Here is a 24,729-nt window from a genome sequence, read left to right as displayed (position 1 = left end):
GCCATGAAAAAAGCCCCGGGGTTCGGGGCTTTTTTTCCGGGGCGCATGGCTTTCAGTGCGCCAGGATCTTGTTGAGGAAATCCTTGGTGCGCGCCTGGCGGTTTTCCGGGTGACTGAAAAACTCGTCCTTCGAGCAGTCTTCCAGAATCTTGCCGCCGACATCCATGAAAATCACGCGACTGCCCACTTTTTTGGCAAAGCCCATTTCGTGGGTCACCACCATCATGGTCATGCCTTCGACAGCCAGGCCCATCATGCAGTCCAGCACCTCGCCCACCATTTCCGGGTCCAGCGCGGAGGTGGGTTCGTCAAACAGCATGGCGATCGGGTCCATGCTGAGCGCGCGGGCAATCGCCACACGCTGCTGCTGGCCGCCGGAGAGCTGGCCGGGGAATTTATCCTTGTGCGCCATCAGGCCCACGCGATCCAGGTATTTGAGGCCGTGCTTTTTGGCCTCGTCGGGCTTGCGGCCCAGTACCTTGACCTGCGCCAGCGTCAGGTTCTCGGTCACGCTCAGGTGCGGGAACAGCTCGAAATTCTGGAACACCATGCCGACGCGGCTGCGCAGCTTGGGCAGGTCGGTCTTGGGGTCATGCACAGCCTTGCCGTCGACAAAGATCTGGCCCTTCTGGAAAGGCTCCAGCGCGTTGATGGTCTTGATGAGGGTGGATTTGCCCGAGCCCGATGGGCCGCAGACCACAACAACTTCACCCTTCTTGATGCTGGTGGTGCAGTTATTGAGAACCTGCACTTCACCGTACCATTTGGAAACTTCTTTCAACTCAATCATCTTCTTCTCCAGTGTGCTCTTTGAGAGATAGGGGGTGTTTTAAGAAACAGCGATCTCAGCGAATGATGGCGATTCTGCTGTTCAGGCGTTTGACCATGAAGGACAGCCCGAAGCAGATCACGAAATAAACCACGGCGGCCAGCAGGTAGGCCTCTTCAGGACGGCCGAAGATCTTGCCGGCGGTGCTGAAGCCCTTGAGCAGGTCGTAGGCGCCGATGGCGTAAACCAGCGAAGTATCCTGGAACAGGATGATGGTCTGGGTCAGCAGGATGGGCACCATGTTGCGGAAAGCCTGCGGCAGGATGATCAGCTTCATGTTCTGCGAATAGGTCATGCCCAGGGCACGGCCCGCATTGACCTGCCCACGCGAGATGGACTGGATGCCCGCACGCATGATTTCGCTGAAGTACGCAGCCTCAAAGGCCACGAAGGTGATGATGGCCGAAATCTCGGCGCGGTAGTTGGCCCCCCAGGCGCCGAAGGTCGTGTAGAACGACGCAGGTACCAGCAGGAAGAACCACAGGATCACCATGACCAGCGGAACGGAACGCATGCCGTTGACGTAGATGGTCGCGGGAACCGTCAGGAATTTTTTGCCCGACAGACGCATCAGCGCAAGCACGGTGCCGAAAATAATGCCGCCTATGGTGGCGATGACGGTCAGCTCGATGCTGAAAATAAAACCCTTGACGACGAACTGGGAAATCATCTCCCAGTTCAGGAAGCTCATGTCGAGTCCAAGCATGTCAGTGCCCTCCGCCCGTTGAGCCGGCTACAACGAAGCCGGGGATCTGGACCTTCTTTTCAACAAAGGCCATGACCCGGTTGACCGCGAAGGCAGAGATTGCATAAAGGGCCGTCACCGCCAGGTAGATCTCAATGCCGCGCGAAGTTTCTTCCTGCGCCTGCATGGCGAACATGGTGAGCTCGGCGATCGACACCGCGAAAGCCACGGAGGAATTTTTCAAGAGGTTCATCGACTCGCTGGTGAGCGGCGGAATGATGATGCGAAAGGCCATGGGCAGGATCACGTAGCGGTACGTCTGCACGGTGGTAAAGCCCATGGCCATGCCGGCATAGCGCTGGCCGCGCGGCAAGGCCTGCACGCCGGCCCTGACCTGCTCGGCAATACGCGCCGAGGTGAAAAATCCGAGAGCGAACACCACCAGGATGAAGCTGGGCAGCTCCTTCATGGCGGGGAAAATTTTGGGAACCACAAAGTACCAGATGAAAATCTGGACCAGCAAGGGAACGTTGCGAAACAGCTCGACCCAGGCATTGGCAAAGCGGACAAGCCACGGGCTGTTGGGCAAGGTGCGCAGTGTGCCGACCAGCGCGCCAAACAGCATGGCGATCACCCAGGATGCACCGGCGACGGACAGCGTCCAGCCCCATGCGTCAAACATCCATTGCAAGTAGGTTCGGCCACTACCGTCGTCATTTAGAAATACCTGCCAATCCCAAGTCATCACGGCTCCAGCAAAGGGTTGTTGTGTTGTTTTTCCATGCCACGGTAAACGAGAAACCCCGCCAGAGCATGATGTCCGGCGGGGTTCTCAATTTACCTGACCCGAATTACTTCTGGGCGTACTCTTCCATGGGCTTGTCGTTCGGATTGTCCCAGGCAGCCTTGGTGCTGGCGCTCAGTGCCAGGCCCACCTTGGTGTTCTTCGGAGGAATCGGCGACAGGAACCATTTGGTCCACAGCTTGTTCATCTCGCCCGACTTGATCATGCCCTTGACCGTGTCGTCGGCCAGGCGCTTGAGCAGCGGGTCATCCTTGCGGATCATGATGGCGATGGGCTCGACGCTCAACACTTCACCAACGATCTTGAAGTCCGAAGGCTTCTTGGCGGTGGCGATGTTGCCGGCCAGGATGGAACCGTCCATGACGAACGCATCGGCGCGGCCCGATTCGAGCAGCAGGAAGCTGTCGGAGTGGTCCTTGCCGAAGATTTCCTTGAACTCGACGCCGGTGGCGCGCTTGTTCTTGCGCAGCGTCTGCACGGAAGTGGTACCCGTGGTGGTGGCCACGGTCTTGCCGCTGAGCTGGGCAACGGAGGTGATGCCGGAGGTGGCTTTCACCGCGATGCGGACTTCTTCGACGAAGGTGGTCACGACGAAGGCCACGTCTTTTTGACGGGTCGCGTTGTTGGTGGTGGAGCCGCACTCGATGTCGACTGTGCCGTTTTGCACGAGGGGAATGCGGTTTTGCGAGGTCACGGGCTGGTATTTGACTTCCAGCTTGCGCTCGGCGGCTTTTTCGAGGCCGGCCAGGATGCGCTGGCAGATTTCGACGTGGTAGCCGGTGTATTTGCCGTCACCGAGGGTATAGGACAGTGCACCGGAGGAGTCACGCACGCCCATGGTCACAACGCCTGAAGCCTTGACTTTGGAAAGGGTGTCGGCAAACGCACCGCCGGTGGCGAGCAATGCAACAGACAGAGCGACTAGCTTGAGTTTCATGGAATCTCCTGTAATGAATGAAACGATTAGCGAACTATTCTAGAGAGTTGGTTCCCGGGCTACGCCTAGGTTTACCCGGCCTCTAAAAATGGGGGAAAGCGGACGGCGTGAAAGGGTTGATGGTTTTGCAAACCCGCAGCATTGACAGCAATTTCTGGGGTTTTCCAAAATGGTGCACGCATTAAAAGTCCGGAACTATACGGCAGATGTAAGCAGTCTTTGTGCCAGCGGACCGTCAGGCCGCCTGCACTCGTGGCCGCACAGGCTGGGCGATCACCCGAATGGCGCCGTGCCTTGCGCAGACCGATGCCGCACAAAGGGCCGTAAGGAAGGCAACGCAGACAGCAAATGAATCAACAAGCACGGGCAAGCACCAAAATTTGAACGTCACGAACTGTAAATTTGGAGATGTCAAAACACCAATGCTGTTTCGACGATCTTCCATGCATTTTTCTTATAACCACTTAGGGTTACTACTAGTCGTCAGTCTGATGCCAGCATTTGACCGCAAGGCCAGCCCGCTTAGGCAACTAGCGGTCGGCTAGCGCGATGCCGGTGCCCCCGCGCCGCGGCCGCCAGCCTTTTCCTTGCCGCCGGTTTGTGCCTGCAGGTAAGTCCACAAGGCCTGGGCATGGGTTTTGGCAGACTCCTTGGAGGTGGGCCGCTCACGGTACACGCGCACGTCCATGGTCATTTCCAGATTACCGCCGGCGCTGACCAGTTTTTTGGCCCTCAATTCCTTCTTGACGGCGCTGAGCGGCAAAAATGCGATGCCGTGGCCTTCCAGCGCCATCGCCTTCAGGCCTTCGGCCATATCGGTTTCGTACACCCGGTCCAGGTGGATGGCCGTGCTCGACTGCTTGAGGATCATGTCGACCATGCGGCCCAGGTAGGCGCCCGGCGCATAGCCCAGATAAGGCAAGGGCTGGCCGGCGCGGCCCGGCAGGCTGAACTCGGGCTCACCCGCGGAATTGGCCCTGACAAAAGGTGCCAGCACTTCCTGGCCCAACGACACCATTTCATAGCGGTCCGGGTCCAGCTGGAAAGGCTGGGAATCGTGGTGGTAGGCGATCAACAGGTCGCAGCTGCCTTCAACCAGTCGCAATACGGCATCGTGCACGTTCAGCGCGATCAAGCGGCTCTTAATGGGGCCGAACTTCTCGCGCAAGCTGCTGACCCAGGCCGGAAAGAAGGTAAATGCCAGGGTGTGCGGCACCGCGAACTCGATGACGTCCTGCCCGGCCGAGGTGTGGCCGCGCAGCATGGCGCGGGTCGACTGCAGGCCCTGCAGCATCTCCAGCGACTGGCTGTACAGGGTTTCTCCGGCAGGGGTGAGCCGCGTGGGATATGAGCTGCGGTCCACCAGGTCGGTACCGGCCCAGGCTTCCAGCGCCTGGATACGCCGTGAAAACGCGGGCTGGGTGACATGACGCAATTGGGCGGAGCGGCTGAAACTGCGGGTTTCAGCCAGGCTCACAAAATCTTCCAGCCATTTGGTTTCCATGAACCAATTATGCGAGCTCAGGCAGTCTTTCTACCTACGGGGAATCCCATGGCTACCTGGAAACCGCAAATTCCGGCCAACCGTGCCGGCATCAGCTTGCTATTAATTTTATAGCTGCTTGCGCCCGTCAGTTATGGTTAAAACCTGGATTTCACTTAAATCTCAAGCCTCTGCCGAACTCTGCTGCAGCGCCCACATGCGTGCATAAGCGCCCTCCATGGCCAGCAACTGTGCGTGCGTGCCGCGCTCCACAATGCGCCCGGCGTCCATCACCAGGATCTCATGCGCGTCCACCACGGTAGACAACCGGTGCGCAATCACCAGCGTGGTCTTGTTTTGCGCGGCAGTGCGCAGCTCGGCCTGGATGGCGCGCTCATTGGCCGAATCCAGCGCCGAAGTGGCTTCGTCAAAAATCACTACCGGCGGGTTTTTCAGCAAGGTGCGGGCAATGGCCACCCGCTGCTTTTCGCCGCCCGACAGCTTCAGGCCCCGCTCGCCCACCATGGTCTGGTAACCCAGCGGCGTAGAGGCAATAAACCCGTGGATGCGGGCCGCACGCGCCGCTTCCTCGACCTCGGCATGGCTGGCGCCCGGCTTGCCGTAGGCGATGTTGTATTCCACCGTGTCGTTGAACAGCACCGTGTCCTGCGGCACGATGCCGATGGACTGGCGCACGCTGGACTGTGTGACCTGCTTGATGTCCTGGCCGGCAATGGTGATGCAGCCCTGCTGGACATCGTAAAAGCGGTAGAGCAGGCGCGCCAGCGTGGACTTGCCGGCGCCCGAAGAGCCCACCACCGCGACGGTCTTGCCCGGCGGAATTTCAAAGCTCACGTTGTGCAGGATGGGCCGTGCCGGGTCGTAGGCAAAATTTACATTCTCAAAACGTACCGCCGGCGTACCTTCGATGACGATAGGCTGGGCACCCGGCACGTCGGCGATTTCACGCTCCCGCTCCATCAACACAAACATCTTGTCCAGGTCGGTCAGGCTTTGCTTGATCTCGCGGTAGATCACACCCAGGAAACCGAGCGGAATGTAGAGCTGGATCATGAAGGCATTGACCATCACCAGGTCGCCCAGCGTCATGCGACCGTCCACCACGCCCTGGGTTGCGCGCCAGAGCATGGCCACCAGCCCGATGGCGATGATGAGCTGCTGCCCGGTATTGAGCAGGCTCAGCGTGTTCTGGCTCTTGATGGCGGCGCGCCGGTAACGCTGCAGGTTTTCGTCGTAGCGTGCGGCTTCAAACTCTTCGTTGTTGAAATACTTGACGGTTTCGTAGTTCAGCAGCGAGTCGATGGCGCGGCTGTGGGCCGACGAATCGAGCTCATTCATGGCCTTGCGGAACTGTGTGCGCCATTCGGTCACCGTGACGGTGAAGAAAATGTAGAACACGAGCGCGATGCCCGTGATGCCGGCAAACCAGACGTCGAACTTGACGGCCAGCAGCGTCAGCACCAACGTCACTTCAATCAGCGTGGGGATGATGCTGTAGAGCGAGTACGAAATCAGCGAATGCACGCCGCGCGTGCCGCGCTCGATGTCGCGCGTCATGCCGCCGGTTTGCCGCTCCAGGTGAAAGCGCAGGCTGAGCGCATGCAGGTGCCGGAACACTTCCAGCGAAATCCGCCGCGCCGCGCCTTCGGTGGCTTTGGCAAACACCAGTTCGCGCAGTTCGGTAAAAAGCGTGGTCGACAGGCGCAGCAGGCCGTAGGCCAGCAGCAGCGCCACCGGCACCACCAGCACCGCCTGTGCGTCGCCCGGTTTGAAGTTCATGGCGTCGACCAGGTTCTTCAGCAAGAGCGGCACACCAACGTTGGCCATCTTGGCGCCCACCATGAAGCTCAGGGCCGCCAGCACGCGCCATTTGTAATCCCACAGGTAGGGGAAAAGGCGTTTGAGGGTGCCAAGGTCCGAGCGCTGGAACGCGATCGCCTTGCCGGCGCCCGGCGCTGACGCGGCGGCAGGCACAGCCAGGGAAGAATCAACAGCGGAAGCTCGGGAGCGCATGAGGGACAATCGTGTAGGTTGTTGTAATAACTTTTTCAGATTGTGCCTATGTCTACCGAATCAAGCACCCATACGGACATTCACGCCGAGGACGCCCTGAACGTCCAGTTGCCCACCGACAAGGAACTGGTGCTCAAGGTCATTCCCATGCCGGCCGACTGCAATGCCAACGGCGACATCTTCGGCGGCTGGGTCATGGCGCAGGTCGACCTGGCCGGCTCGGTGGTACCGGCCCGCCACGTGGACGGGCGCATGGCAACCGTGGCCGTCAACCAGTTCATCTTCAAGCAGCCGGTGCGGGTCGGCGACATCCTGTCGTTTTTCTCCTGCGTCACGCGTATCGGCACCACGTCCATCACGGTCCAGGTTGAGGTCTACGCCGAGCGCTTTCGCGCCCAGGGCCGCTACATCAAGGTCACGGAAGCCAGCCTGACTTACGTGGCCATTGACGATTTCGGCAAGCCCCGCAAGATTCCCAAGGCCTGACGCCCGGGTGCCAGGTACCTTCGCCGGCCACCTGGATGCTATTTATTTGATAGCTGCTTGCGCCCAATACAAAAGGCGTACAGGCTTTTTTTGCTTAAATTTTTACGCAATCCCCGTCAGGCACCCCACCAGCCCGCACGAGGGGCAGCCTGAGCTTCTTCCAGCTCTGCCTCGCTGACTTCGATCTCCATGCGCAGCAGCGCTGCTGCCATGGCCTTGCCCAGGTTGTCCATGCGCAGGTTGCGCGCACCACCGCCTTGCAGCGCGCCCTGCAATACCAGCTTGAGGGCCAGGATATTGGGCAAGCGCCAGCATTGCACCGCGCCCGGCAGCCAGGGCGCAAAGTGCGCCTGCACGCGTTCGGCCGTCACCTCGCGCTCCATGATCCGGTAGCCCGCCTCGTTCCAGGCAAAGAGGCCAAAGTCCACCCAGTCGGCCTTGTCGCCGCTGCGCGCATGCGCGAGCTTCACCAATTGCACCCTCATGACTGCAACACCTCCACACGCACCGCCGCCTCAACCGCTTGCCGGTCAATCAGCGCAGGCCAGATGCCCAGCAACTCACTGCTGTTGTTCAGGCCGTGAAAGCCGCAGGTATAGGCCGGCCCGCTCAAGGCCATCCACGGAAAGAGCCGGCCAAAACCTTCGGCCACCGCTTTGTCCTGCGTCCTGATCGCCATACGGACCCAGACTTCGTTGAGCTCCGCCAGCACTGCAGGTGCAGGCAGTGGCGCCAGTGGGCCATGTGCCGAGTTGAGCCCCGGGAATTCGACAAAGAGTTCGTCGTGCGCCTGGCGCTTTTCCCTCAGCCGGGCTTTCACCATCTCCACAGCTGCCAGTGCCTTGTCATGCGCATCAGGCCAGCTAAAGCCCCAGGTGACCTCGGCCTTGTAGCCGTCGCGAAACCCGCCCACCACCTTGAGTTGCGCGGGCCGCGCGTGGCCGCGCACGCCCGTCATGCGCACGGCATCGTCGCCCAGGTCTTCGAGCCGCACCGCCGATAAATCCATCACCACATCGGGCGAGGCATAGTGCCCCGGGTCGTGCACTTCATACAGCAGTTGCTGGCGCACCGTATCGAAATTGATGCGGCCACCCGTGCCCGGTGCCTTGGTGATCAGCGCCGTGCCGTCTACGCTGACCTCGGCGATGGGATAGCCGATGTGGGCGAGATCGGGAATGGCCTTCCACGCCTGCTGGCTGCCAAAGTTGCCGCCGCTGCCCTGGCCCGAACATTCGAGCAAGTGCCCCACCGCCAGCCCTTGCGCCAGCCGATCCAGCTCGGCCGGCGTTTTTGCGTCCTCCAGCTTCCAGTTGAATTCATGCACCAGCGGCGCCAGGAACAGCGCCGCATCGGCGACGCGCCCTGTCACCACAATATCGGCGCCCTGCTGCAGCGCCGACACAATAGGCCGCGCGCCCACATAGGCATTGGCAAACACCATGCGCTCGCGCACGGACTCAAACGCCTGGCCGTTGAACATATGCGGCGGCGCGAGCTCTGCGAGCTGCGGCAACACTTCGTCACCGGTGACCACCGCGATGCGCGCCTTCCATCCCTTGGCCGCAAACGCCGCGCGCAAGGCAGCGCCGGCGCCCGCAGGATTGAGCCCGCCCGCGTTGCAGATGAACTTGACGCCGCGCGCCTGCATCAACGGCCACAGCTTCATCAGCATGGGGACCACATCGCGTGCATAGCCCAGTGCAGGGTCGCGCTGCCGGTCCTTTTGCAGGATGGCCAGCGTCAGCTCGGCCAGATGGTCGCTTGCGATGTAGTGAACACCACCACGCTCAATGCTCGCGGCCACAGGCTCCCATGCGTCGCCGTAGAAACCCAGGCCGGCGCCGATTCGAACATTTCGTTCCATCTAGGGATTACGCTTGATCACCAAGGCGACACGTATTCGGAACAACCCCTAGCGACAGACCTTTAGGCGACAGCTATAACCAAAGCTCATTACAGGGGAGACCGCGACGTGCAATTCTTGCAACTGCTCATCAGCGGTATTGCCCAAGGCTGCATCTACGGGCTGATCGCGCTGGGCTTTGTGCTCATCTACAAGGCCACCGAGACGGTCAGCTTCGCGCAGGGCGAACTGATGATGCTGGGCGCGTTCGGCGGCCTGGCCTGCATGACCTTGCTGGGGTTTCCCTTCTGGCTGGCGGTGATCAGCGCGATTGCAGGTATGGCGTTGTTCGGCATGGTGCTGGAGCGCCTCGTAATACGCCCCATCCTCGGCCAGCCCGCGTTTTCCATCGTCATGCTCACCATCGGCGTCGGCTACACGGCGCGCGGCCTTATCACCATGATCCCCGGCATAGGCACCGAAACCTATGTGCTGCCCGTGCCCTACAAAGACCAGATCTGGAGCCTGGGCGCGCTGGTCATCAATGTCGAGCAGGTTGCCATCATCGTCACCACCGCAGCGCTGTGCCTCATCCTGTTTGCGATGTTCAAGTACAGCAAGCTGGGCATCGCCATGCAGGCGTCGTCGCAAAACCAGCTGGCTGCGTACTACATGGGCATTCCCGTCAAGCGGCTTAACGGCCTGGTGTGGGCACTGGCCTCGGCCGTCGCGGCGATTGCCGGGCTCCTGCTCGCGCCCATCACCTTTGTGCATGCCAACATGGGTTTTATCGGGCTCAAGGCTTTCCCGGCCGCGGTGGTAGGCGGTTTCGGCAGTCTGCCCGGCGCGATTGTGGGCGGGCTGGTGATCGGCCTGGTTGAATCGTTCTCGGGCTTTTATTTGCCCGACGGCTTCAAGGACATCGCCGCCTATGTGGTAGTGCTCATCATGCTGATGGTCAAGCCCAGCGGCCTGTTCGGCGAGAAGCTCCGAAAAAAAGTATGAAGAACAAGCAGGTCAACGCGTGCCATCCCTTAAAGCCAGGCCACCGTGGAACCGGCTTTGCCGGGCCGCTAGTGGCGCCCCCCGAGGGGGAGGCGCCGAAGGCGCTTCGGGGGGGAGCCTTCTCATGAGGTTCATCTTTAAAACCGATTACGGCCAGGACATCAAACTGGCCAAGCACGCAGGCCATGTGTTCTGGTACGGCGCACTGATGTTGCTGTTGCTAGCGGCACCGTGGTTGTTCCCCGAATACTGGCTCGCACAACTCACCTTCGTGATGATCTACGCCATCGCCGGGCTGGGCCTGATGTTGCTGGCGGGTTTCACCGGCCTCTTCTCTTTGGGGCACGCGGCCTTTCTGGGCGTCGGCGCTTACACGCAGGCGGTGATGACCAACGCCGGCCTGCCCTTTCCCATCGCCTTGTTGTGCGCCGCCGGGCTATCAGCCGCCGTGGGCCTGGTCGTGGGCCTGCCCGCCCTGCGCGTGAAGGGCATTTACCTCGGCATGGCGACGCTGTCTTTTGGCTTCATTGTTGAAGAAGTGTTTGCACGCTGGGAAAGTGTTACCGGCGGCAATGCGGGCATCCACATCAAGGCACCCGACATGTTCGGCTGGAAGCTGGCCAGCGGCGAGTCCTTCTATTTCCTCTGCCTCCTCATCACCGTGGCGGCCACGCTGGCCATCCTCAACCTGCTGCGCTCGCCCACGGGCCGGGCCTTTGTCGCGATCCGCGATTCCGAGATTTCGGCGCAGAGCATGGGTATCCACCTGGCGCGCTACAAGACGCTGTCTTTTGCGCTGTCTGCGGCGCTGGCCGGCGTGGCCGGCGCACTCTATGCGCACAAGCTGCAGTTCATCTCGCCCGACCAGTTCAACATCCTGCAGTCCATCGACCTGCTCTTGATGATCGTGATCGGCGGCGTGGGCTCGGTACACGGTGCTTTTCTGGGCGCCATCTTCCTGATCTCCATGCCGCAGGTGATTGGCCTCACCAAAGACTATTTGCCCGCCACCATAGGCCAGGCCCCCGGCCTGCAGGCGGCGGTCTACGGCATTGTGCTGATCGCCTTTGTGCTGTTTGAGCCGATGGGGCTGTATGGCCGCTGGCTGAAGATTCGCACCTATTTGCAGCTCTTTCCTTTCTACAGAAAAGGACTCTTTAAACGGCAGAAATCATTCCAGAAGTCAGATCGCCTGAAATGAGCACGACCCTCCTTTCCGCCAAAAACCTCAGCGTTCGCTTCGGCGGCGTGCTGGCGGTCAACAACGTGAGCTTTGACGTCAAGCAGGGCGAAGTCTTCACGCTCATCGGCCCCAACGGCGCGGGCAAGACCACGGTGTTCAACCTGATCAGCCGCATCTACACACCCACCACCGGCGAGATTGAATACCGCGGCGAAAAGCTCACCTACCAGCCGCCCCACAAGATTGCTTCGCTGGGTATTGCGCGCACCTTCCAGAACATCGAGCTGTTTGAGCACGCCACCGTGCTGCACAACCTGCTGATTGGCCGGCACACGCACCGGCAGACAGGTTTGCTGCACGACCTGTTTTTTACCGCCAGGGCGCGAGATGCCGAACTGCTGGCACGCGAAAAAGCCGAGCAGGTCATTGACTTCCTCGACCTGCAACATCACCGCGATTCGATGGTCGCAGGTCTTCCCTACGGCGTGCGCAAGGTGGTCGAGCTGGCGCGGGCGCTGTGCACCGAGCCGCAGTTGCTGCTGCTCGACGAGCCCTCTTCCGGCCTCAATGTGGAAGAAACCGGCGACATGGCCTTCTGGATCCAGGACATCCAGCATGAGCTGGGCATCACGGTGCTGATGGTCGAGCACGATATGTCACTGGTCTCCCGCGTGTCAGACCGCGTGCTGGCCATGAACCAGGGCGAGGTGCTGGCCATGGGCACGCCGCGCGAGGTACAGAACGATCCTGGCGTCATCGAAGCCTATCTGGGCTCGGTGGATGAGGTCACATCACTACGGAGGACAGCATGAGTGCGGTCCCTCCACCCGTCAGCGACCAACCCGTCCTGAAACTCCTCAACGTCGAGAGCTCCTACGGCCCCATAAAGGCCATACGCGGCATCAGCCTGCAGGTGCGCCGCAGCGAAATTGCCACGGTGCTGGGCTCCAACGGCGCGGGCAAATCCACCATCCTCAAGACCATCTCGGGCATCCTCGATCCGCGCAAGGGCTCCATCGACTTCAAGGGCGAGGACATCACGGCGCAGGACCCGGCTCATATCGTGCAGCAGGGCTTGTCGCATGTGCCTGAGGGACGCGAGGTATTCCCTTTGCTCAGCGTACGCGACAATCTGCTGATGGGTGCCTACACCCGCAAGGACCGCGACGGCGTGGCGCTCGACATGGAAGCGGTGTACGGCTACTTCCCGATCCTGAAAGAGCGCGCCCTGCAAGACGCCGGGCTGCTGTCGGGCGGGCAGCAGCAGATGCTGGCAATCTCGCGCGCGCTCATGGCTTCGCCCGACCTGATCCTTCTCGACGAACCCAGCCTGGGCTTGTCACCCAAGCTCACCAAGGAAATTTTCGAGATCGTGGTGCGCATCAACCGCGAGCGCGGCACCACTATCCTGCTGGTCGAGCAGAACGCCAACATGGCGCTCAACGCGTCGGACTACGGCTATGTGCTGGAAAACGGCCGCATCGTGATGGAAGACACCTGCGCCCGCCTGCGCGAGAAAGAGGACATCAAGGAGTTCTACCTCGGCATGAAAGAAGACGGCGTGCGCGGCGAGCGGCGTTGGAAGAAAAAGAAGACGTGGCGGTGACTGAATGAGCAATCTTTGGGATCTTTCACACATCCAGCCCGAGCATGCCATCGTCATGCCAGGCGAAACCATCCCTGCGGTGTTCTGGAACGCGGTGGAGCAGCGCAGCCACAAAACCTGGATGCGGCAGAAAAAGCTCGGCATCTGGCGCAGCTGGACCTGGACGCAAACCGGCGATGCGGTGCGCGAAATCGCCGCCGGGCTGCTCGCCCTGGGCTTTCCGCGCGGCGAATGCGCCTCCATCCTTTCCAACACCGTCATCGAATGGGTGCTGGCCGATCTGGCGGTGCTCAGCTGCGGCGGGGTTTGCAGCGGCATCTACCCCACCGACGCCGCCTCGCAGGTGCACTACCTCTGTGAAGATTCGCGCACCACCACGCTATTTGTCGAAGACGACGAGCAGCTCGACAAGGCGCTGGAAGTGCGGCCGCAATTGCCCCTGCTCCGCAAGATCATCGTGTTCGACACCGAGGGCCTGCGCGACCTGAATGACCCCGGCGTGATGGGACTGGACGAGCTGCGCGCGCTGGGCCGCAGCTACCTGGCCGACCATCCCAACACGGTGAAAGACAGCGCCGCTGCCTGCAAACCTGAAGACCTGGCCATCCTGGTCTACACCTCTGGCACCACCGGCAAACCCAAGGGCGCGATGCACAGCCAGCGCGGACTGGTGTTTACCGCACGTGGCTACAACACACTCGTCGCGCAAAACGAAGACGACGAGCGCATGTGCTTTTTGCCGCTGTGCCATATCGCCGAGCGCATGGGCGGTGAATACTTTGCGATGTACGCGGGCGCCAAACTCAACTTTGTCGAGAATCCCGAGACCATTCCTGAAAACGTGCGTGAGATCGCACCCACGGTGTTCACCGCCGTGCCGCGTGTGTGGGAGAAGTTTTATTCCGGCGTGATGATCGCACTGAAGGAAGCCAGCTGGCTGCAGCAGGCCGCCTATACCTGGAGCATTGGCGTGGGCATGCGCATCGCCGACACCGTGCTGGCCGGCCAACCGGTCAGCACATCGCTCAAGGCCCGCTTCACGCTGGCGCGCTGGCTGGCACTCAACAACACGCGAAAGCTGATCGGCATTCACAAGGCGCGGTTTTGCGTCACGGGTGCGGCGCCCATTTCGCCCGACCTGGTGAAGTGGTACATGGCGTTGGGGGTTCCCATGCTGGAGGTCTGGGGCATGACGGAAACCTGCGGCGCCGCCAGCGGCGTGCCGGCCAGTTGCATGAAGCCCGGCTCCATAGGCCCGGCCGCCGGCTACAACGAGATGCGGCTGGACCCGGCCACTGGCGAGATCCTGGTGCGCGGCACCAATGTTTTTTTGGGTTACCTGAACCAGCCTGAAAAAACCGCCGAGACGCTGGATGCCGAGGGCTGGCTGCACACCGGCGACGTTGGCGTGATGGACGCGCAAGGGTTTTTCCGGATCACCGACCGGATGAAGGACATCATCATCACCGCCGGCGGCAAGAACGTGACGCCCAGCGAGCTGGAAAACGAACTCAAGTTCTCGCCCTACATCACCGACGCGGTGGTCATCGGTGACAAGCGCGCCTACCTCACCGTCATCATCATGATCGACCAGGAAAACGTCGAGAAATTCGCCCAGGATGCGGACATACCCTTCAGTAATTACGCCAGCTTGACGCGGGCCACTGAAGTGCAAGAATTGATCCAGTCGGAGATCGACCGGGTCAACAAGAAGTTTGCGCGGGTCGAGCAGATCAAGAAATTCTTCCTGCTCGACACGCAGCTCACGGCGGAAGACGAAGAGCTCACGCCGACCATGAAGCTCAAGCGCAAACTCGTAGAAAAAAAATACGCCCCGCAAATTGAGGCCATGTACTGAGCCCTTCGCCAGCACCGTGTATCGAGTGAACCAGAAACAAGAACCATTAAGGAGACAAAACCATGAAACTGAAGTCAACCGCCGTTCTTTCCGCGCTGGCCTGTGCAGCCGCCTTGTCGGCAGCCACAGCACAGGCGCAAAGCCAGGGCGTCAGCAAAACCGAGATCACGCTCGGCTCCATCCAGGACCTGTCGGGACCGCTCGCGGGCTTCGGCAAACAGATCCGCAACGGCATGACGCTGCGGGTGGACGAACTTAACGAACAAGGCGGCATCAACGGCCGCAAGGTCAAGCTGATCGTCGAGGATTCGGGCTACGACCCGAAGAAGGCGGTGCTGGCGGCGCAAAAGCTGGTGAACCAGGACAAGATTTTCGCCATGGTCGGCCACCTGGGCACGGCGCAAAACCTGGCCGCCATGCCGGTGCAGTTCGAAAAAAACGTCATCAACTTCTTCCCGGTGACGGCCGCACGCGAAATGTACGAGCCCTTCCACAAGCTCAAGTACTCCTTCGCTGCCACTTACTACGACCAGATGAAGTCGGCCGTGCCCAAGCTGGTGAAGGAAAAGAACGCCAAAAAGGTCTGCTCGATGTACCAGGACGATGAGTTCGGCCTCGAAGTGCAGCGCGGCGCCGATGATGGCCTGAAGACCCTCGGCATGACCATGGTCGAGAAAACTTCCTTCAAGCGCGGCGCCACTGATTTCTCGTCGCAGATCGCCAAGCTCAAGGCCTCTGAATGCGACCTGGTTGTGTTGGGCACCATCATCCGAGAAACCATTGGCGGCATCGGCACCGCGCGCAAGCTGGGCTACAACCCCGTCTTCCTGGGCTCCAGCGCCGCCTACACCGACCTGATCCACAAGCTGGGCGGCAAGGCCATGGACGGCCTCTACGCCACCATGACGGTGCAAAACCCCTACCTGGACGAAGCCTCGCAGCCCATCCGCTTCTGGGCCAACAAGTACAAGACAGCCTTCAATGAAGACCCCACGGTGTTCTCGGTCTACGGCTATACAGTGGTCGACAGCTTTATACGCGCTTCGCAAAAGGCCGGTGCCAACCTCTCGACCGAGAGCTTCATCAAGGCCATGGACACCATGGTGATCCCGGCCGACATCTTCGGCAGCTCTGAAGGCAAGTTTGGCCCGCAAAAGCGCCTGGGCAACAACCAGTCGCGCCTGTCGATGTTGCAGGACGCGCGCTGGAAAGTGGTGTCTGACTACATCACGCAGTAAAGCCAGACGCGACCGCCAGCCGTGACTCCGAAAACCACCTCCGGGTGGTTTTTTTATGCGAAAAGTGGCTGAAACCCTTTAAATACGAGCGCTAGCAGCTCCTGAATTAATAGCACTCACCTCCACCTATCGCCCCCATGGCTTGCCCTGAATCCCGCGCGTCACGCAAAATGCGTCATGCCCACCTCCGCCAAACCCGCTTCCAAAACGCCTGCCAGGACTCCCGCCGCCCCGCTTGCCACCGTGCGCTGCAAAGACACCCAGGCCTTCACCAAGTGGTTGGCCAAACACCACGCAAGCAGCGCCGGTGTCTGGCTGCAGATCGCGAAGAAGGATTCAGGCATAGCCTCCATCACCCACGCCCAAGCCCTGGAAGCCGCGCTCTGCCACGGCTGGATAGACGGCCAGAGGAACTCCATGGACGCGCAATATTTTTTGCAAAAATTCACCCCGCGGCGTGCCCGCAGCACCTGGTCCAAAGTCAACTGCGCCAAGGCCCTGGCACTGATTGAATCCGGCGACATGCAGCCGGCGGGACTGGCCGAGGTTGAACGCGCCAAGGCCGACGGCCGCTGGGATGCGGCCTACGACGCGCAGAGCAAGATGGCAGTGCCTGACGACCTGGCGGCGCTGCTTGCGAAAAGCGCCAAGGCCAAAGCCTTCTTCGAGTCGCTGGACTCGCGCAATCGCTTCGCCATTTTGTTCAGGCTGCAAACCGCCAAGAAAGCCGAGACACGCGAGCGCCGGCTGGTGAAGTTCGCCGACATGCTCAAGCGGGGCGAAAAAATCCATCCCTGACGGTGGACAGGGCTTTTTCGGTGACGCCGTACGGCAGACGCGCTACAGTCAATCGGGCGAGCCCATCCCTCAACCGAACACGCAAGAACCTGTTTACGATCTAAAGGAGTCCGCATGGCGTCCACCTGGTGGCAGCAAGTCGGTGAAACCATTGCCTCGGAGTTTTCAGATTTGCCCGATGCCGAGCAGGCCACGCGCGTCATGGTTCGCCTCACGCTGGCGGCGTTGCTGGGCGGCCTGCTGGGCATAGAGCGCGAGCAAAAAGGCAAGGCCGCCGGGGTGCGCACGCACATGCTGGTGGCCATGGGTTCCGCGATGTTCGTGCTGGTGTCGCAGCAGTCCGGCATGATCACCGCCGACTTGAGCCGGGTGATTCAGGGCGTGATTGCCGGCATCGGCTTTCTGGGCGCGGGCACCATACTCAAGGGCCACATCAAGGGCAACCCCGACGAAGAGCAGGTCAAGGGCCTGACCACCGCCGCCGGCATCTGGCTGACGGCGGCCATTGGCGTGGCGGCCGGCATGGGGCGTGAAAGCACTGCGGTCCTCAGCACCCTGCTGGCGCTCGGCATCCTGGCGCTGGTGCCGCGCCTGGTGCGTTTTCTGGAAAAGCCCGAACCGCTGCTCAAGCCTGACAACGACAAGCGCGGGGACGGTTCATAAGCTCGTCCAGGGGCGCCGCGGTGGTTTAATTTTTCGTGCGCTGCGAGACGAACTCGCCTTCATAGCCCTTGGCCAGCGACAGCTTTTCGGCTTCGGTCAACACTTTGCCTGCCAGCTGGAACACACCCTGCTCCTCGTCTTCAAGGTGGTGATAGATCTTGTGGTGCAGCTCTTTGGCCGTGGCCAGCCAGGCGGGCGAGCTGAAATCGGTTTCTTCCAGCGTTTCCACCAGTTTGTCCATCTGGTGGTGTTCGGCAATGCCGTGGCGTGAGGGTTCCTGCGTCATGTCGTGCGCGATCAGCGGCACATAAAAAAAACGCTCTTCCGCCGCGGCATGTGCCGCGAGTTCAAGCTTGAGCTCCTTGAACAGCGTGGCTCTTTCCTTGCTGTCGCCCTGCGTTTTGATGAGGTTGTCCGCCAGGGCGCGCTGGGTGACGTGGCTTGTTCGCAGTGCTTCAAAAATGTTCATTCAATCATTATGGGGACGGTGCAGGCCCCGGCGTGTAGGCCAAGGGCGGATCCTGCAAGGCCAAAAATCGCTATTAATTTGATAGCTGCTTGCGCTCATCCAGCCTGGCCTGGAGGCCTGAATGGCCAAAGAATGAGCCAACCGGACGCAAGGCACGGTAAAAGCGCTAAATTAGGGGTTATGAAAAAAATCCTTCTTCTTGGCGGCACCGGCTTTGTCGGTGCGCACGTCTGCGAAAAGCTGGCACGCCTGCAATGCCGCGTCACCGTGGTCACACGCCGGCAGGCCAGCGCCCGCCACCTGCAAATGCTGCCGCTGGTCGATGTGATTGAGGCCGACGCCCACGATGCCTCCTCGCTGGCACCGCTGCTGGCCGGCCACGACGCCGTGGTCAACCTGATTGCCATCCTTCACGGCACAGAGGCCGCGTTCGACAAGGCGCATGTGCAACTGCCGCTGGAGCTGGCCCGGGCCTGTGAAGCCAGCGGCCTCAGGCGCATCGTTCACATCAGCGCCCTGGGCGCTTCGCCCGGTTCGGCATCGATGTACCAGCGCAGCAAGGCGCGCGGTGAAGCCGTGCTGCTCAGCACCGGGCTGGATGTGACCGTGCTGCGGCCCAGCGTGATCTTTGGCGCTGAAGACAAATTCCTCAACACCTTTGCCCGGCTCCAGCAGATCTTTCCGGTGGTTCCGCTTGCAGCCGCCGATGCGCGCTTTCAACCCGTCTGGGTGGAAGACGTCGCCGACGCCATCGTGCACTGCCTGCAAGACCCCGACACCGCCGGCCAGATCTATGAAGTTTGCGGGCCCGACGTGTTCACGCTGCGCCAGCTGGTCGGGCTGGCCGGCCGCTACGCCGGTATCAACGGTGGCAAAGGCCGTCCGGTGATCAGCCTGCCGGATTCCCTGGGGCGCCTGCAGGCGCGCCTCATGGAGCTCGCGCCCGGAGAGCCGCTGCTGAGCCGCGACAACCTCGACGCCATGGCCACCGACAACGTGGCCACCGGCAAGCTGCCCGGCCTGCAGGCACTGGGTGTCCACCCTGCCGCGCTGGATGCTGTGGGGCCTACTTATCTGGGAGCACAGGGCTTGCGCAGCGGGCTGACGGCTAAACGCAAAACCGCCGGCCGTTTTTAGGCCCCCACGGTGGAATAGGGCCCCCACGGTCGCTCACTTCGTGTAGCTCCCTGCCCCCCGAGGGGGCCGCCCGCCTGCGGCCTGGCAAAGCCGAAAACAGGCACACCCCTATCGGGCTCACTGTGTGTAGCCCTTTTCCCCTTGCAGGGGACTGTGCCTGTGGCCCGGCAAAGCCGGTTCCACGGCTCACGCTGGCTTGAAGAGTGCAATGGGCGTGATGAGTGCTAGGCTATTTCGCCAGCGGCGGCCGTGGGACTGGCTTCGCCAGACCGCAGGCGCCGCCCCCTTGAGGGGGGAACGGGCTACACGCAGTGAGCCTGGACGGGGGTTGGCATTAATTCAGGGGATTTTTTGCATCAATAGCGCGTTGGTGCGGCGGTAGCATCGCAAGTCGTTTCACTTTGACTCTTTCCTTCATCGTCAGCAGAACAGGGACACCATGCTCAAGCTCTACATCGGCAATAAAAACTACTCCTCCTGGTCCATGCGCCCCTGGGTGCTGCTCAAGCAGGCCGGCATTCCCTTTGAAGAAATCAAGCTGCGCTTTGACTCGTTCGATGCCAACTCGAGTTTCAAGGAAAAAATCGGCGGCGTGAACCCGACCGGCCGGGTGCCGGCGCTGGACGATGACGGTTTTGTCGTCTGGGACACGCTGGCGATTGCTGAATACCTCGCGGAACGCTTTCCCGAGAAAAAGCTCTGGCCGCAGGATGTGAAAGCGCGCGCCCGGGCGCGCAGCGTATGCGCTGAAATGCACAGCGGCTTTGGCGCGCTGCGTTCGGCCTGCCCCATGAACATCGAAGCAGACCTGTCGGACATGGGCCAGCTGATCTGGCGCGACAAATCGGCCGTGCGTGCCGACGTGCAGCGCATCGTCGAGATGTGGACTGAGCTGCTGCAGCAATACAAGGACCCTCGCACCGCCGGGCCGCCCCAAGGTGCGAGCGCCCCCTCGGGGGGCAGGGAGACGCAGTCGACCGTGGGGGCCAATTTCTTGTTCGGAGAGTTCACCATTGCCGATGCGTTCTTCGCGCCTGTATGCATGCGCCTGAGCCGGTACGCCCTGCCAGTGCCGGCGGAAATAAGCGCCTACATTCAGCGCGTCAGTGCGCTGCCTGGTGTCAAAGCCTGGATCGACGACGCACTGGCCGAAAACGACTTTCGCGAGTTCGAAGAGCCGTACCGCACCAAACGCTGATAAGGAGCCCTTTCATGGTCACCATCTATCTGCGCTACGTGCTCAACACCGCCAAACTCAAGGAGTTCGAGCACTACGGCAAGCTGTGGATTCCGCTGGTCGAGAAATTCGGCGGCACGCACCACGGCTACTTCATGCCCAGCGAAGGCGCCAACAACATTGCATTGGCCTTGTTCACCTTTGAGAGCCTGGCGGCCTACGAGATTTACCGCCAGAGCTCTTTTGCGGACCAGGAATGCCTGGCGGCTTTCAAATACGCGGAGACCACAGGCTGCATCATCAGCTACGAACGAAGCTTCTTCCGGCCGGTGTTCTCCTGAGTCCAGGCCTGGGGCCTATCCCCAGGCAAAGCCCAAGCCGCTAAACTGGCTGGATGCAGATTTACATGGTCGGTGGCGCGGTGCGCGATGCCTTGCTGGGCTTGCCCGTGCAGGATCACGACTGGGTGGTCGTGGGCGCCACACCCGAGGCGCTGGTCGCCCGGGGCTACCTGCCCGTGGGCAAGGACTTCCCCGTCTTCCTGCATCCCGATACCCGGGAAGAGTACGCACTGGCCCGCACCGAGCGCAAGACGGCACGCGGCTATCGCGGTTTTTTGGTGCACGCCGAGCCCGACGTCACGCTGGAGCAGGACCTGGCACGGCGCGACCTTACTATCAATTCGATAGCGGCTCCCGCTCGTCCAGAAACAGCCTCCACCAGTTTTGACCCCGACTTTTCGGCATTAATCGACCCGTTTGACGGGCAGCGGGACATCCGGGACAAGGTGTTGCGCCACGTGACGGATGCCTTTCGCGAAGACCCTGTCCGCATCCTGCGCCTGGCCCGCTTCGCCGCGCGCTTTCCGGATTTTTCCGTGGCGCCCGAAACCATGGCGCTGATGCAGGCGATGGTGACCGAAGGCGAAGCCGACGCGCTGGTGCCCGAACGCGTGTGGCAGGAGATCGCACGCGGGCTGATGGAAAAAACACCGTCCCGCATGTTCGAAGTGCTGCGCGAAAGCGGCGCGCTGCAAAAACTGCTGCCCGAAGTAGCGCGCCTGTGGGGCGTGCCCCAGCCCGCCGCTCACCACCCCGAGGTCGACACCGGCGTTCACCTGATGATGGTGCTGGACATGTCGGCGCAGCTTGAGGGCTCGCTGGCCGTGCGCTTTGCCTGCCTGTGCCACGACCTGGGCAAGGGCACGACACCGGCCGATGTGCTGCCGCGGCATATCGGCCACGAAGATCGCAGTGCCCAGCTGCTAAGAGACGTGTGCGAACGCCTGCGTGTGCCGGTGGAATGCCGCGAAATGGCCGACGTGGTGGCGCGTGAGCACGGCAACATCCACCGCAGTGAAAGCCTGAACGCCGCGTCCCTGGTGCGGTTGATGGAGCGCTGCGACGCCTTTCGCAAGCCGCAGCGTTTTTCCGATGTTCTGCTGGCCTGCGAATGCGATGCTCGCGGACGGTTGGGCCTGCAGAATTCGCCTTATCCCCAGCGGGCACGCCTGCTGGAGGCTTTATCCACGGCACAAGCGGTAGACACCCATCAGCTGGCGCTTCAAGCCCAGGCTGCGGGACGGGGCGGCCAGCAGATCGGCGAGGCCATTCACAGGGCGCGCGTCAACGCGGTGCAGGCCTGGAGCACCGATACAGGGCAGCCGCCGCCGGCTGGGCCGTGAAAAAGCGAAACCGGCCTACAGCCATTTGACGGAGGCCCTGCTAAGGTGAGAAGTGATGCATTCATCCTCATCACAACCCTTGGCACCGCCCTCGCCCGCAGCCGCTTCAGCAAACACACCGGCCTCCTCGCCGCTTCTGGATTTGCCGGCCATCGGAGCGCAAACCGCCCTCTTCCTGGACTTTGACGGCACCCTGGTCGACCTGGCGCCCCAACCCGAAGCCGTGCAACTGGTGGCCGGCCTGGTGCCGGCGCTGGCGCGGCTTTCAACACTGCTGGACGGTGCGCTGGCGATCGTGTCGGGTCGCACACTGGGCGACCTGGACGGCTTTCTGGCGCCGCTACGGCTTCCATCGGCGGCTGAACATGGTGCGCAGCGCCGCGTTGCGGGCGGCGTTGCCATCAGCCTGGCCGCGCCTGACCTGCAAGAGGTGGCGCGCCGCGCCGCGGAACTGATGGTGCACCATCCAGGTCTGCGCGTAGAGGTGAAATCCGCCGCGGTCGCCTTGCACTACCGCCATGCACCCGAGCTCGAGGCGCTTTGCCTGCAGGTCATGCAGGAGGCCGCTTCCAGCACGCCAGGCGTGGAACTGCTGCGCGGCAAATTCGTATTCGAGGTGAAGCCTGCTGGCGTCAGCAAAGGCACGGCCATTGAGGCCTTCATGGCCGAGCCGCCGTTTGCCGGGCGCATCCCTCTTTTTGTCGGCGACGACACCACCGACGAGGCCGGCTTCTCGGCGGTCCAGTTCATGGGCGGCGAGGGCATCAAGGTGGGCGAAGGCGCCACACTGGCGCGCTGGCGTTGCGCCTCGCCGGCCGCACTGCGGCTGTGGCTCGGTGATGCCCTTACATCCGACGCGCACGCATCACTCGCAAACGCAGCCACCCAGGGAGCCCACTCATGAGCGTCGCCGCCGACTCCCTTCACTTTGCGCCGCCCGCCCAGCCATCTCTGGCCATGGGCGTGATCGGCAACTGCGCCTTCAGTGCGCTGATCGACGCACGCGGCCGCATCGTCTGGTGCTGCCTGCCGCGGTATGACGGTGACCCGGTGTTCAATGCCTTGCTGGAGCCTCAGCCTGCGCAAGACGACGCGACGTTCCCCGGCACGCCTGACTCCCAGTCCAGCGCCTTCGCCATCGAGATCGAGGACTTCGCCGAAGCAAAGCAATGGTATGAACCCAATACCGCCGTGCTGCGCACCCAGCTGTTCGACAAGCATGGCCAGGGCATCGAGATCACTGATTTCGCGCCGCGTTTTTTCAGCCGCTCGCGCTTTTTCAGGCCCATGACGATCGTGCGCCGCGTCAAACCCATCCACGGCGCGCCGCGCATCCGCGTATCGCTGGACATCCGCTTCGACTGGGGCCGGCGCAAGCCGCTGATCACCCAGGGCAGCAACCACCTGCGCTATGTGGGCGACGAGCTGACGCTGCGGCTGAACACCGACGTGTCGATTTCACACCTGCTGTCAAAGCAGCCTTTTGTGCTGACACGTGAGCACAATTTTCTGCTCGGCGCCGACGAGTCGCTGCCCGACGGCATTGCCGACACGGCGCGCCTGTTTGAGCAGGAAACCATTTCCTACTGGAAAAAATGGAGCCAGCGCCTGCACATTCCGCTGGAATGGCAGGAGGCCGTGATACGCGCAGCCATCACGCTCAAGCTTTCGCTCTTTGAAGACACCGGCGCCATCGTCGCCGCCATGACCACCAGCATTCCCGAGGCCCCCGGCAGCCAGCGCAACTGGGACTACCGTTATTGCTGGCTGCGCGACGCCTTTTTTGTGGTGCGCGCACTCAACAGCCTCTCGGAAGTCGGCACCATGGAAGACTACCTGCGCTGGCTCAGCAACGTGGTGGTGCAGTCCAAGGGCGGGCACATCCAGCCGCTCTACGGCATAGGCCTGGAGCGCGAGCTGCCCGAATCCACCATGCTGCACCTGGGCGGATACCGCGGCATGGGACCGGTGCGCGTGGGAAACCAGGCGCAGGAGCATTTCCAGCACGACGTCTACGGCAATGTGGTGCTGGGCGCGGCCCAGGCCTTTCACGACCATCGCCTGCTGCACCGCGCCGGCATTGCCGAATTCAAGCGGCTCGAGGAAGTTGGCGAGCAGGCCGTGCACAGCTATGACAAGCCAGACGCCGGCATGTGGGAGCTGCGCACGCGCGCGCGTATCCACACCTCATCGGCCCTGATGTGCTGGGCCGCCTGCGACCGGCTGGCCAAGATCGCGCTGGTGCTCAAGCTGCAGGATAGGGCCGACTACTGGCGCCGCCATGCGGCAGTGATGCAGGAACGTATCCTGCGCGAATCCTGGAGCGAAGAACGCCAGGCCTTTGCCGAAAGCTTTGGCGGGCGCGACCTCGACGCCAGTGTGCTCTTGATGATTGAAGTGGGTTTTATCGACCCCAAAGACCCGCGCTTTGTCGCCACGGTAGACGCGCTGGAAACCCATTTGTGCGACGGCCCCTACATGCGCCGCTATGAGGCACCGGACGATTTCGGCAAGCCCGAAACGGCCTTCAACATCTGCACCTTCTGGCGCATTGACGCGCTGGCACGCATAGGCCGCAAGGAGCAGGCCCGCGAAATTTTCAACACCATGCTGGCCGCGCGCAACCATGTGGGCCTGCTCTCGGAAGACACGCATCCCGTGACCGGCGAGATGTGGGGGAATTTTCCGCAGACGTATTCGATGGTGGGGATCATCAATGCGGCAGTGCGCTTGTCTGCGTCTTGGGAATCTCAAGTATGACTATGAATGTGGCTCACCCCCGTCGGTGGCTCACTGCGTGTAGCCC

General features: G+C 61.6%; 24 protein-coding genes. 15 read left to right on the top strand and 9 right to left on the bottom strand.

Features of this window, described 5'->3' with window-relative positions; all coding sequences use genetic code 11:
- Window positions 1–52: 52 nt before the first annotated feature.
- The 6 genes from AC1DU8_RS02880 to AC1DU8_RS02855 form a co-directional block, all read right to left on the bottom strand.
- On the bottom strand, window positions 53–790 hold the full coding sequence (locus AC1DU8_RS02880) for an amino acid ABC transporter ATP-binding protein (protein WP_457281125.1): 738 nt from the start codon (window positions 788–790) through the stop codon (window positions 53–55).
- A gap of 55 nt (window positions 791–845) precedes the next feature.
- The gene (locus AC1DU8_RS02875; protein WP_457281126.1) at window positions 846–1,535 is read right to left on the bottom strand and encodes an amino acid ABC transporter permease; all 690 of its coding nucleotides are present in this window, start codon (window positions 1,533–1,535) and stop codon (window positions 846–848) included.
- 1 nt (window position 1,536) lies between these two features.
- Entirely contained in the window at window positions 1,537–2,259 is a 723-nt protein-coding gene (locus AC1DU8_RS02870; RefSeq protein ID WP_457281127.1) for an amino acid ABC transporter permease, read from the bottom strand.
- A 106-nt stretch (window positions 2,260–2,365) separates the two neighbouring features.
- Window positions 2,366–3,256: a transporter substrate-binding domain-containing protein gene (locus AC1DU8_RS02865; RefSeq protein WP_457281128.1), complete on the bottom strand. Its 891-nt coding sequence runs from the start codon at window positions 3,254–3,256 to the stop codon at window positions 2,366–2,368.
- Window positions 3,257–3,797: 541 nt separating this feature from the next.
- Complete coding sequence (locus AC1DU8_RS02860; RefSeq protein ID WP_457281129.1) at window positions 3,798–4,760, bottom strand: LysR substrate-binding domain-containing protein; 963 nt, start codon at window positions 4,758–4,760, stop codon at window positions 3,798–3,800.
- Window positions 4,761–4,922: 162 nt separating this feature from the next.
- Window positions 4,923–6,773 (bottom strand): ABCB family ABC transporter ATP-binding protein/permease, encoded by a 1,851-nt coding sequence (locus AC1DU8_RS02855; protein WP_477666615.1) that lies wholly within the window; start codon window positions 6,771–6,773, stop codon window positions 4,923–4,925.
- A gap of 48 nt (window positions 6,774–6,821) precedes the next feature.
- Here AC1DU8_RS02855 and AC1DU8_RS02850 point away from each other — a divergent pair, with 48 nt between their 5' ends.
- Window positions 6,822–7,259, top strand: a complete 438-nt coding sequence (locus AC1DU8_RS02850; RefSeq protein WP_457281131.1) for an acyl-CoA thioesterase — start codon at window positions 6,822–6,824, stop codon at window positions 7,257–7,259.
- Between the two features lie 116 nt (window positions 7,260–7,375).
- Here the strand turns inward: AC1DU8_RS02850 and AC1DU8_RS02845 are convergent, their stop codons facing one another.
- Together AC1DU8_RS02845 and AC1DU8_RS02840 are read right to left on the bottom strand one after the other, a co-directional pair.
- Window positions 7,376–7,744: an AtuA-related protein gene (locus AC1DU8_RS02845; protein ID WP_477666614.1), complete on the bottom strand. Its 369-nt coding sequence runs from the start codon at window positions 7,742–7,744 to the stop codon at window positions 7,376–7,378.
- Window positions 7,741–9,126, bottom strand: a complete 1,386-nt coding sequence (locus AC1DU8_RS02840) for an acyclic terpene utilization AtuA family protein (RefSeq protein WP_477666613.1) — start codon at window positions 9,124–9,126, stop codon at window positions 7,741–7,743. Before AC1DU8_RS02840 ends, AC1DU8_RS02845 begins: the two co-directional genes overlap by 4 nt.
- Window positions 9,127–9,234: 108 nt before the next feature.
- Between AC1DU8_RS02840 and AC1DU8_RS02835 the strand changes: the two genes are divergently transcribed.
- The 8 genes from AC1DU8_RS02835 (at window position 9,235) to AC1DU8_RS02800 (ending at window position 17,456) form a co-directional block, all read left to right on the top strand.
- Window positions 9,235–10,110: a branched-chain amino acid ABC transporter permease gene (locus AC1DU8_RS02835; protein ID WP_477666612.1), complete on the top strand. Its 876-nt coding sequence runs from the start codon at window positions 9,235–9,237 to the stop codon at window positions 10,108–10,110.
- Window positions 10,111–10,234: 124 nt separating this feature from the next.
- Entirely contained in the window at window positions 10,235–11,311 is a 1,077-nt protein-coding gene (locus AC1DU8_RS02830; RefSeq protein ID WP_457281135.1) for a branched-chain amino acid ABC transporter permease, read from the top strand.
- Window positions 11,308–12,105: an ABC transporter ATP-binding protein gene (locus AC1DU8_RS02825; protein WP_477666611.1), complete on the top strand. Its 798-nt coding sequence runs from the start codon at window positions 11,308–11,310 to the stop codon at window positions 12,103–12,105. The genes AC1DU8_RS02830 and AC1DU8_RS02825 overlap by 4 nt, the downstream gene beginning before the upstream one ends.
- Window positions 12,102–12,899 (top strand): ABC transporter ATP-binding protein, encoded by a 798-nt coding sequence (locus AC1DU8_RS02820; RefSeq protein WP_457281137.1) that lies wholly within the window; start codon window positions 12,102–12,104, stop codon window positions 12,897–12,899. Before AC1DU8_RS02825 ends, AC1DU8_RS02820 begins: the two co-directional genes overlap by 4 nt.
- A gap of 4 nt (window positions 12,900–12,903) precedes the next feature.
- Window positions 12,904–14,757, top strand: a complete 1,854-nt coding sequence (locus AC1DU8_RS02815) for an AMP-dependent synthetase/ligase (protein ID WP_457281138.1) — start codon at window positions 12,904–12,906, stop codon at window positions 14,755–14,757.
- Window positions 14,758–14,819: 62 nt separating this feature from the next.
- A complete protein-coding gene (locus tag AC1DU8_RS02810; RefSeq protein WP_457281139.1) occupies window positions 14,820–15,995 on the top strand; it encodes an ABC transporter substrate-binding protein in 1,176 nt (391 codons plus the stop codon).
- 177 nt (window positions 15,996–16,172) lie between these two features.
- Complete coding sequence (locus AC1DU8_RS02805) at window positions 16,173–16,793, top strand: YdeI/OmpD-associated family protein (protein WP_477702027.1); 621 nt, start codon at window positions 16,173–16,175, stop codon at window positions 16,791–16,793.
- A 114-nt stretch (window positions 16,794–16,907) separates the two neighbouring features.
- Window positions 16,908–17,456, top strand: a complete 549-nt coding sequence (locus tag AC1DU8_RS02800; protein ID WP_457281141.1) for an MgtC/SapB family protein — start codon at window positions 16,908–16,910, stop codon at window positions 17,454–17,456.
- Window positions 17,457–17,481: 25 nt separating this feature from the next.
- Here the strand turns inward: AC1DU8_RS02800 and AC1DU8_RS02795 are convergent, their stop codons facing one another.
- Entirely contained in the window at window positions 17,482–17,925 is a 444-nt protein-coding gene (locus AC1DU8_RS02795) for a hemerythrin domain-containing protein (RefSeq protein ID WP_457281142.1), read from the bottom strand.
- 180 nt (window positions 17,926–18,105) lie between these two features.
- Here AC1DU8_RS02795 and AC1DU8_RS02790 point away from each other — a divergent pair, with 180 nt between their 5' ends.
- The 6 genes from AC1DU8_RS02790 to AC1DU8_RS02765 all read left to right on the top strand — a co-directional run bounded on the left by AC1DU8_RS02790 (window position 18,106) and on the right by AC1DU8_RS02765 (window position 24,683).
- Window positions 18,106–19,062, top strand: a complete 957-nt coding sequence (locus AC1DU8_RS02790; protein WP_457281143.1) for a complex I NDUFA9 subunit family protein — start codon at window positions 18,106–18,108, stop codon at window positions 19,060–19,062.
- A 439-nt stretch (window positions 19,063–19,501) separates the two neighbouring features.
- Window positions 19,502–20,260 (top strand): glutathione S-transferase family protein, encoded by a 759-nt coding sequence (locus AC1DU8_RS02785; RefSeq protein WP_477690294.1) that lies wholly within the window; start codon window positions 19,502–19,504, stop codon window positions 20,258–20,260.
- A gap of 14 nt (window positions 20,261–20,274) precedes the next feature.
- Window positions 20,275–20,580, top strand: coding sequence for an NIPSNAP family protein (locus AC1DU8_RS02780; protein ID WP_457281145.1), 306 nt, complete (start codon window positions 20,275–20,277; stop codon window positions 20,578–20,580).
- Window positions 20,581–20,633: 53 nt separating this feature from the next.
- Window positions 20,634–21,923, top strand: a complete 1,290-nt coding sequence (locus AC1DU8_RS02775; RefSeq protein WP_457281146.1) for a multifunctional CCA addition/repair protein — start codon at window positions 20,634–20,636, stop codon at window positions 21,921–21,923.
- Between the two features lie 55 nt (window positions 21,924–21,978).
- Window positions 21,979–22,827 (top strand): trehalose-phosphatase, encoded by an 849-nt coding sequence (gene otsB, locus AC1DU8_RS02770; RefSeq protein WP_477726426.1) that lies wholly within the window; start codon window positions 21,979–21,981, stop codon window positions 22,825–22,827.
- Window positions 22,824–24,683 (top strand): glycoside hydrolase family 15 protein, encoded by a 1,860-nt coding sequence (locus tag AC1DU8_RS02765; protein ID WP_457281148.1) that lies wholly within the window; start codon window positions 22,824–22,826, stop codon window positions 24,681–24,683. Before otsB ends, AC1DU8_RS02765 begins: the two co-directional genes overlap by 4 nt.
- Window positions 24,684–24,729: the final 46 nt, after the last annotated feature.

The sequence above is a fragment of the Polaromonas sp. P3_A5 genome (assembly GCF_056403055.1).
This window is presented reverse-complemented; position numbering and strand designations above follow the sequence as displayed.

What these genes read in the sequence shown, in the direction of transcription:
- AC1DU8_RS02880 (WP_457281125.1), bottom strand. Translation starts at nt 790, where the DNA reads ATGATTGAGTTGAAAGAAGTTTCCAAATGGTACGGTGAAGTGCAGGTT.
- AC1DU8_RS02875 (WP_457281126.1), bottom strand. Translation starts at nt 1,535, where the DNA reads ATGCTTGGACTCGACATGAGCTTCCTGAACTGGGAGATGATTTCCCAG.
- AC1DU8_RS02870 (WP_457281127.1), bottom strand. Translation starts at nt 2,259, where the DNA reads ATGACTTGGGATTGGCAGGTATTTCTAAATGACGACGGTAGTGGCCGA.
- AC1DU8_RS02865 (WP_457281128.1), bottom strand. Translation starts at nt 3,256, where the DNA reads ATGAAACTCAAGCTAGTCGCTCTGTCTGTTGCATTGCTCGCCACCGGC.
- AC1DU8_RS02860 (WP_457281129.1), bottom strand. Translation starts at nt 4,760, where the DNA reads ATGGAAACCAAATGGCTGGAAGATTTTGTGAGCCTGGCTGAAACCCGC.
- AC1DU8_RS02855 (WP_477666615.1), bottom strand. Translation starts at nt 6,773, where the DNA reads ATGCGCTCCCGAGCTTCCGCTGTTGATTCTTCCCTGGCTGTGCCTGCC.
- AC1DU8_RS02850 (WP_457281131.1), top strand. Translation starts at nt 6,822, where the DNA reads ATGTCTACCGAATCAAGCACCCATACGGACATTCACGCCGAGGACGCC.
- AC1DU8_RS02845 (WP_477666614.1), bottom strand. Translation starts at nt 7,744, where the DNA reads ATGAGGGTGCAATTGGTGAAGCTCGCGCATGCGCGCAGCGGCGACAAG.
- AC1DU8_RS02840 (WP_477666613.1), bottom strand. Translation starts at nt 9,126, where the DNA reads ATGGAACGAAATGTTCGAATCGGCGCCGGCCTGGGTTTCTACGGCGAC.
- AC1DU8_RS02830 (WP_457281135.1), top strand. Translation starts at nt 10,235, where the DNA reads ATGAGGTTCATCTTTAAAACCGATTACGGCCAGGACATCAAACTGGCC.
- AC1DU8_RS02825 (WP_477666611.1), top strand. Translation starts at nt 11,308, where the DNA reads ATGAGCACGACCCTCCTTTCCGCCAAAAACCTCAGCGTTCGCTTCGGC.
- AC1DU8_RS02820 (WP_457281137.1), top strand. Translation starts at nt 12,102, where the DNA reads ATGAGTGCGGTCCCTCCACCCGTCAGCGACCAACCCGTCCTGAAACTC.
- AC1DU8_RS02815 (WP_457281138.1), top strand. Translation starts at nt 12,904, where the DNA reads ATGAGCAATCTTTGGGATCTTTCACACATCCAGCCCGAGCATGCCATC.
- AC1DU8_RS02810 (WP_457281139.1), top strand. Translation starts at nt 14,820, where the DNA reads ATGAAACTGAAGTCAACCGCCGTTCTTTCCGCGCTGGCCTGTGCAGCC.
- AC1DU8_RS02805 (WP_477702027.1), top strand. Translation starts at nt 16,173, where the DNA reads ATGCCCACCTCCGCCAAACCCGCTTCCAAAACGCCTGCCAGGACTCCC.
- AC1DU8_RS02800 (WP_457281141.1), top strand. Translation starts at nt 16,908, where the DNA reads ATGGCGTCCACCTGGTGGCAGCAAGTCGGTGAAACCATTGCCTCGGAG.
- AC1DU8_RS02795 (WP_457281142.1), bottom strand. Translation starts at nt 17,925, where the DNA reads ATGAACATTTTTGAAGCACTGCGAACAAGCCACGTCACCCAGCGCGCC.
- AC1DU8_RS02790 (WP_457281143.1), top strand. Translation starts at nt 18,106, where the DNA reads ATGAAAAAAATCCTTCTTCTTGGCGGCACCGGCTTTGTCGGTGCGCAC.
- AC1DU8_RS02785 (WP_477690294.1), top strand. Translation starts at nt 19,502, where the DNA reads ATGCTCAAGCTCTACATCGGCAATAAAAACTACTCCTCCTGGTCCATG.
- AC1DU8_RS02780 (WP_457281145.1), top strand. Translation starts at nt 20,275, where the DNA reads ATGGTCACCATCTATCTGCGCTACGTGCTCAACACCGCCAAACTCAAG.
- AC1DU8_RS02775 (WP_457281146.1), top strand. Translation starts at nt 20,634, where the DNA reads ATGCAGATTTACATGGTCGGTGGCGCGGTGCGCGATGCCTTGCTGGGC.
- otsB (WP_477726426.1), top strand. Translation starts at nt 21,979, where the DNA reads ATGCATTCATCCTCATCACAACCCTTGGCACCGCCCTCGCCCGCAGCC.
- AC1DU8_RS02765 (WP_457281148.1), top strand. Translation starts at nt 22,824, where the DNA reads ATGAGCGTCGCCGCCGACTCCCTTCACTTTGCGCCGCCCGCCCAGCCA.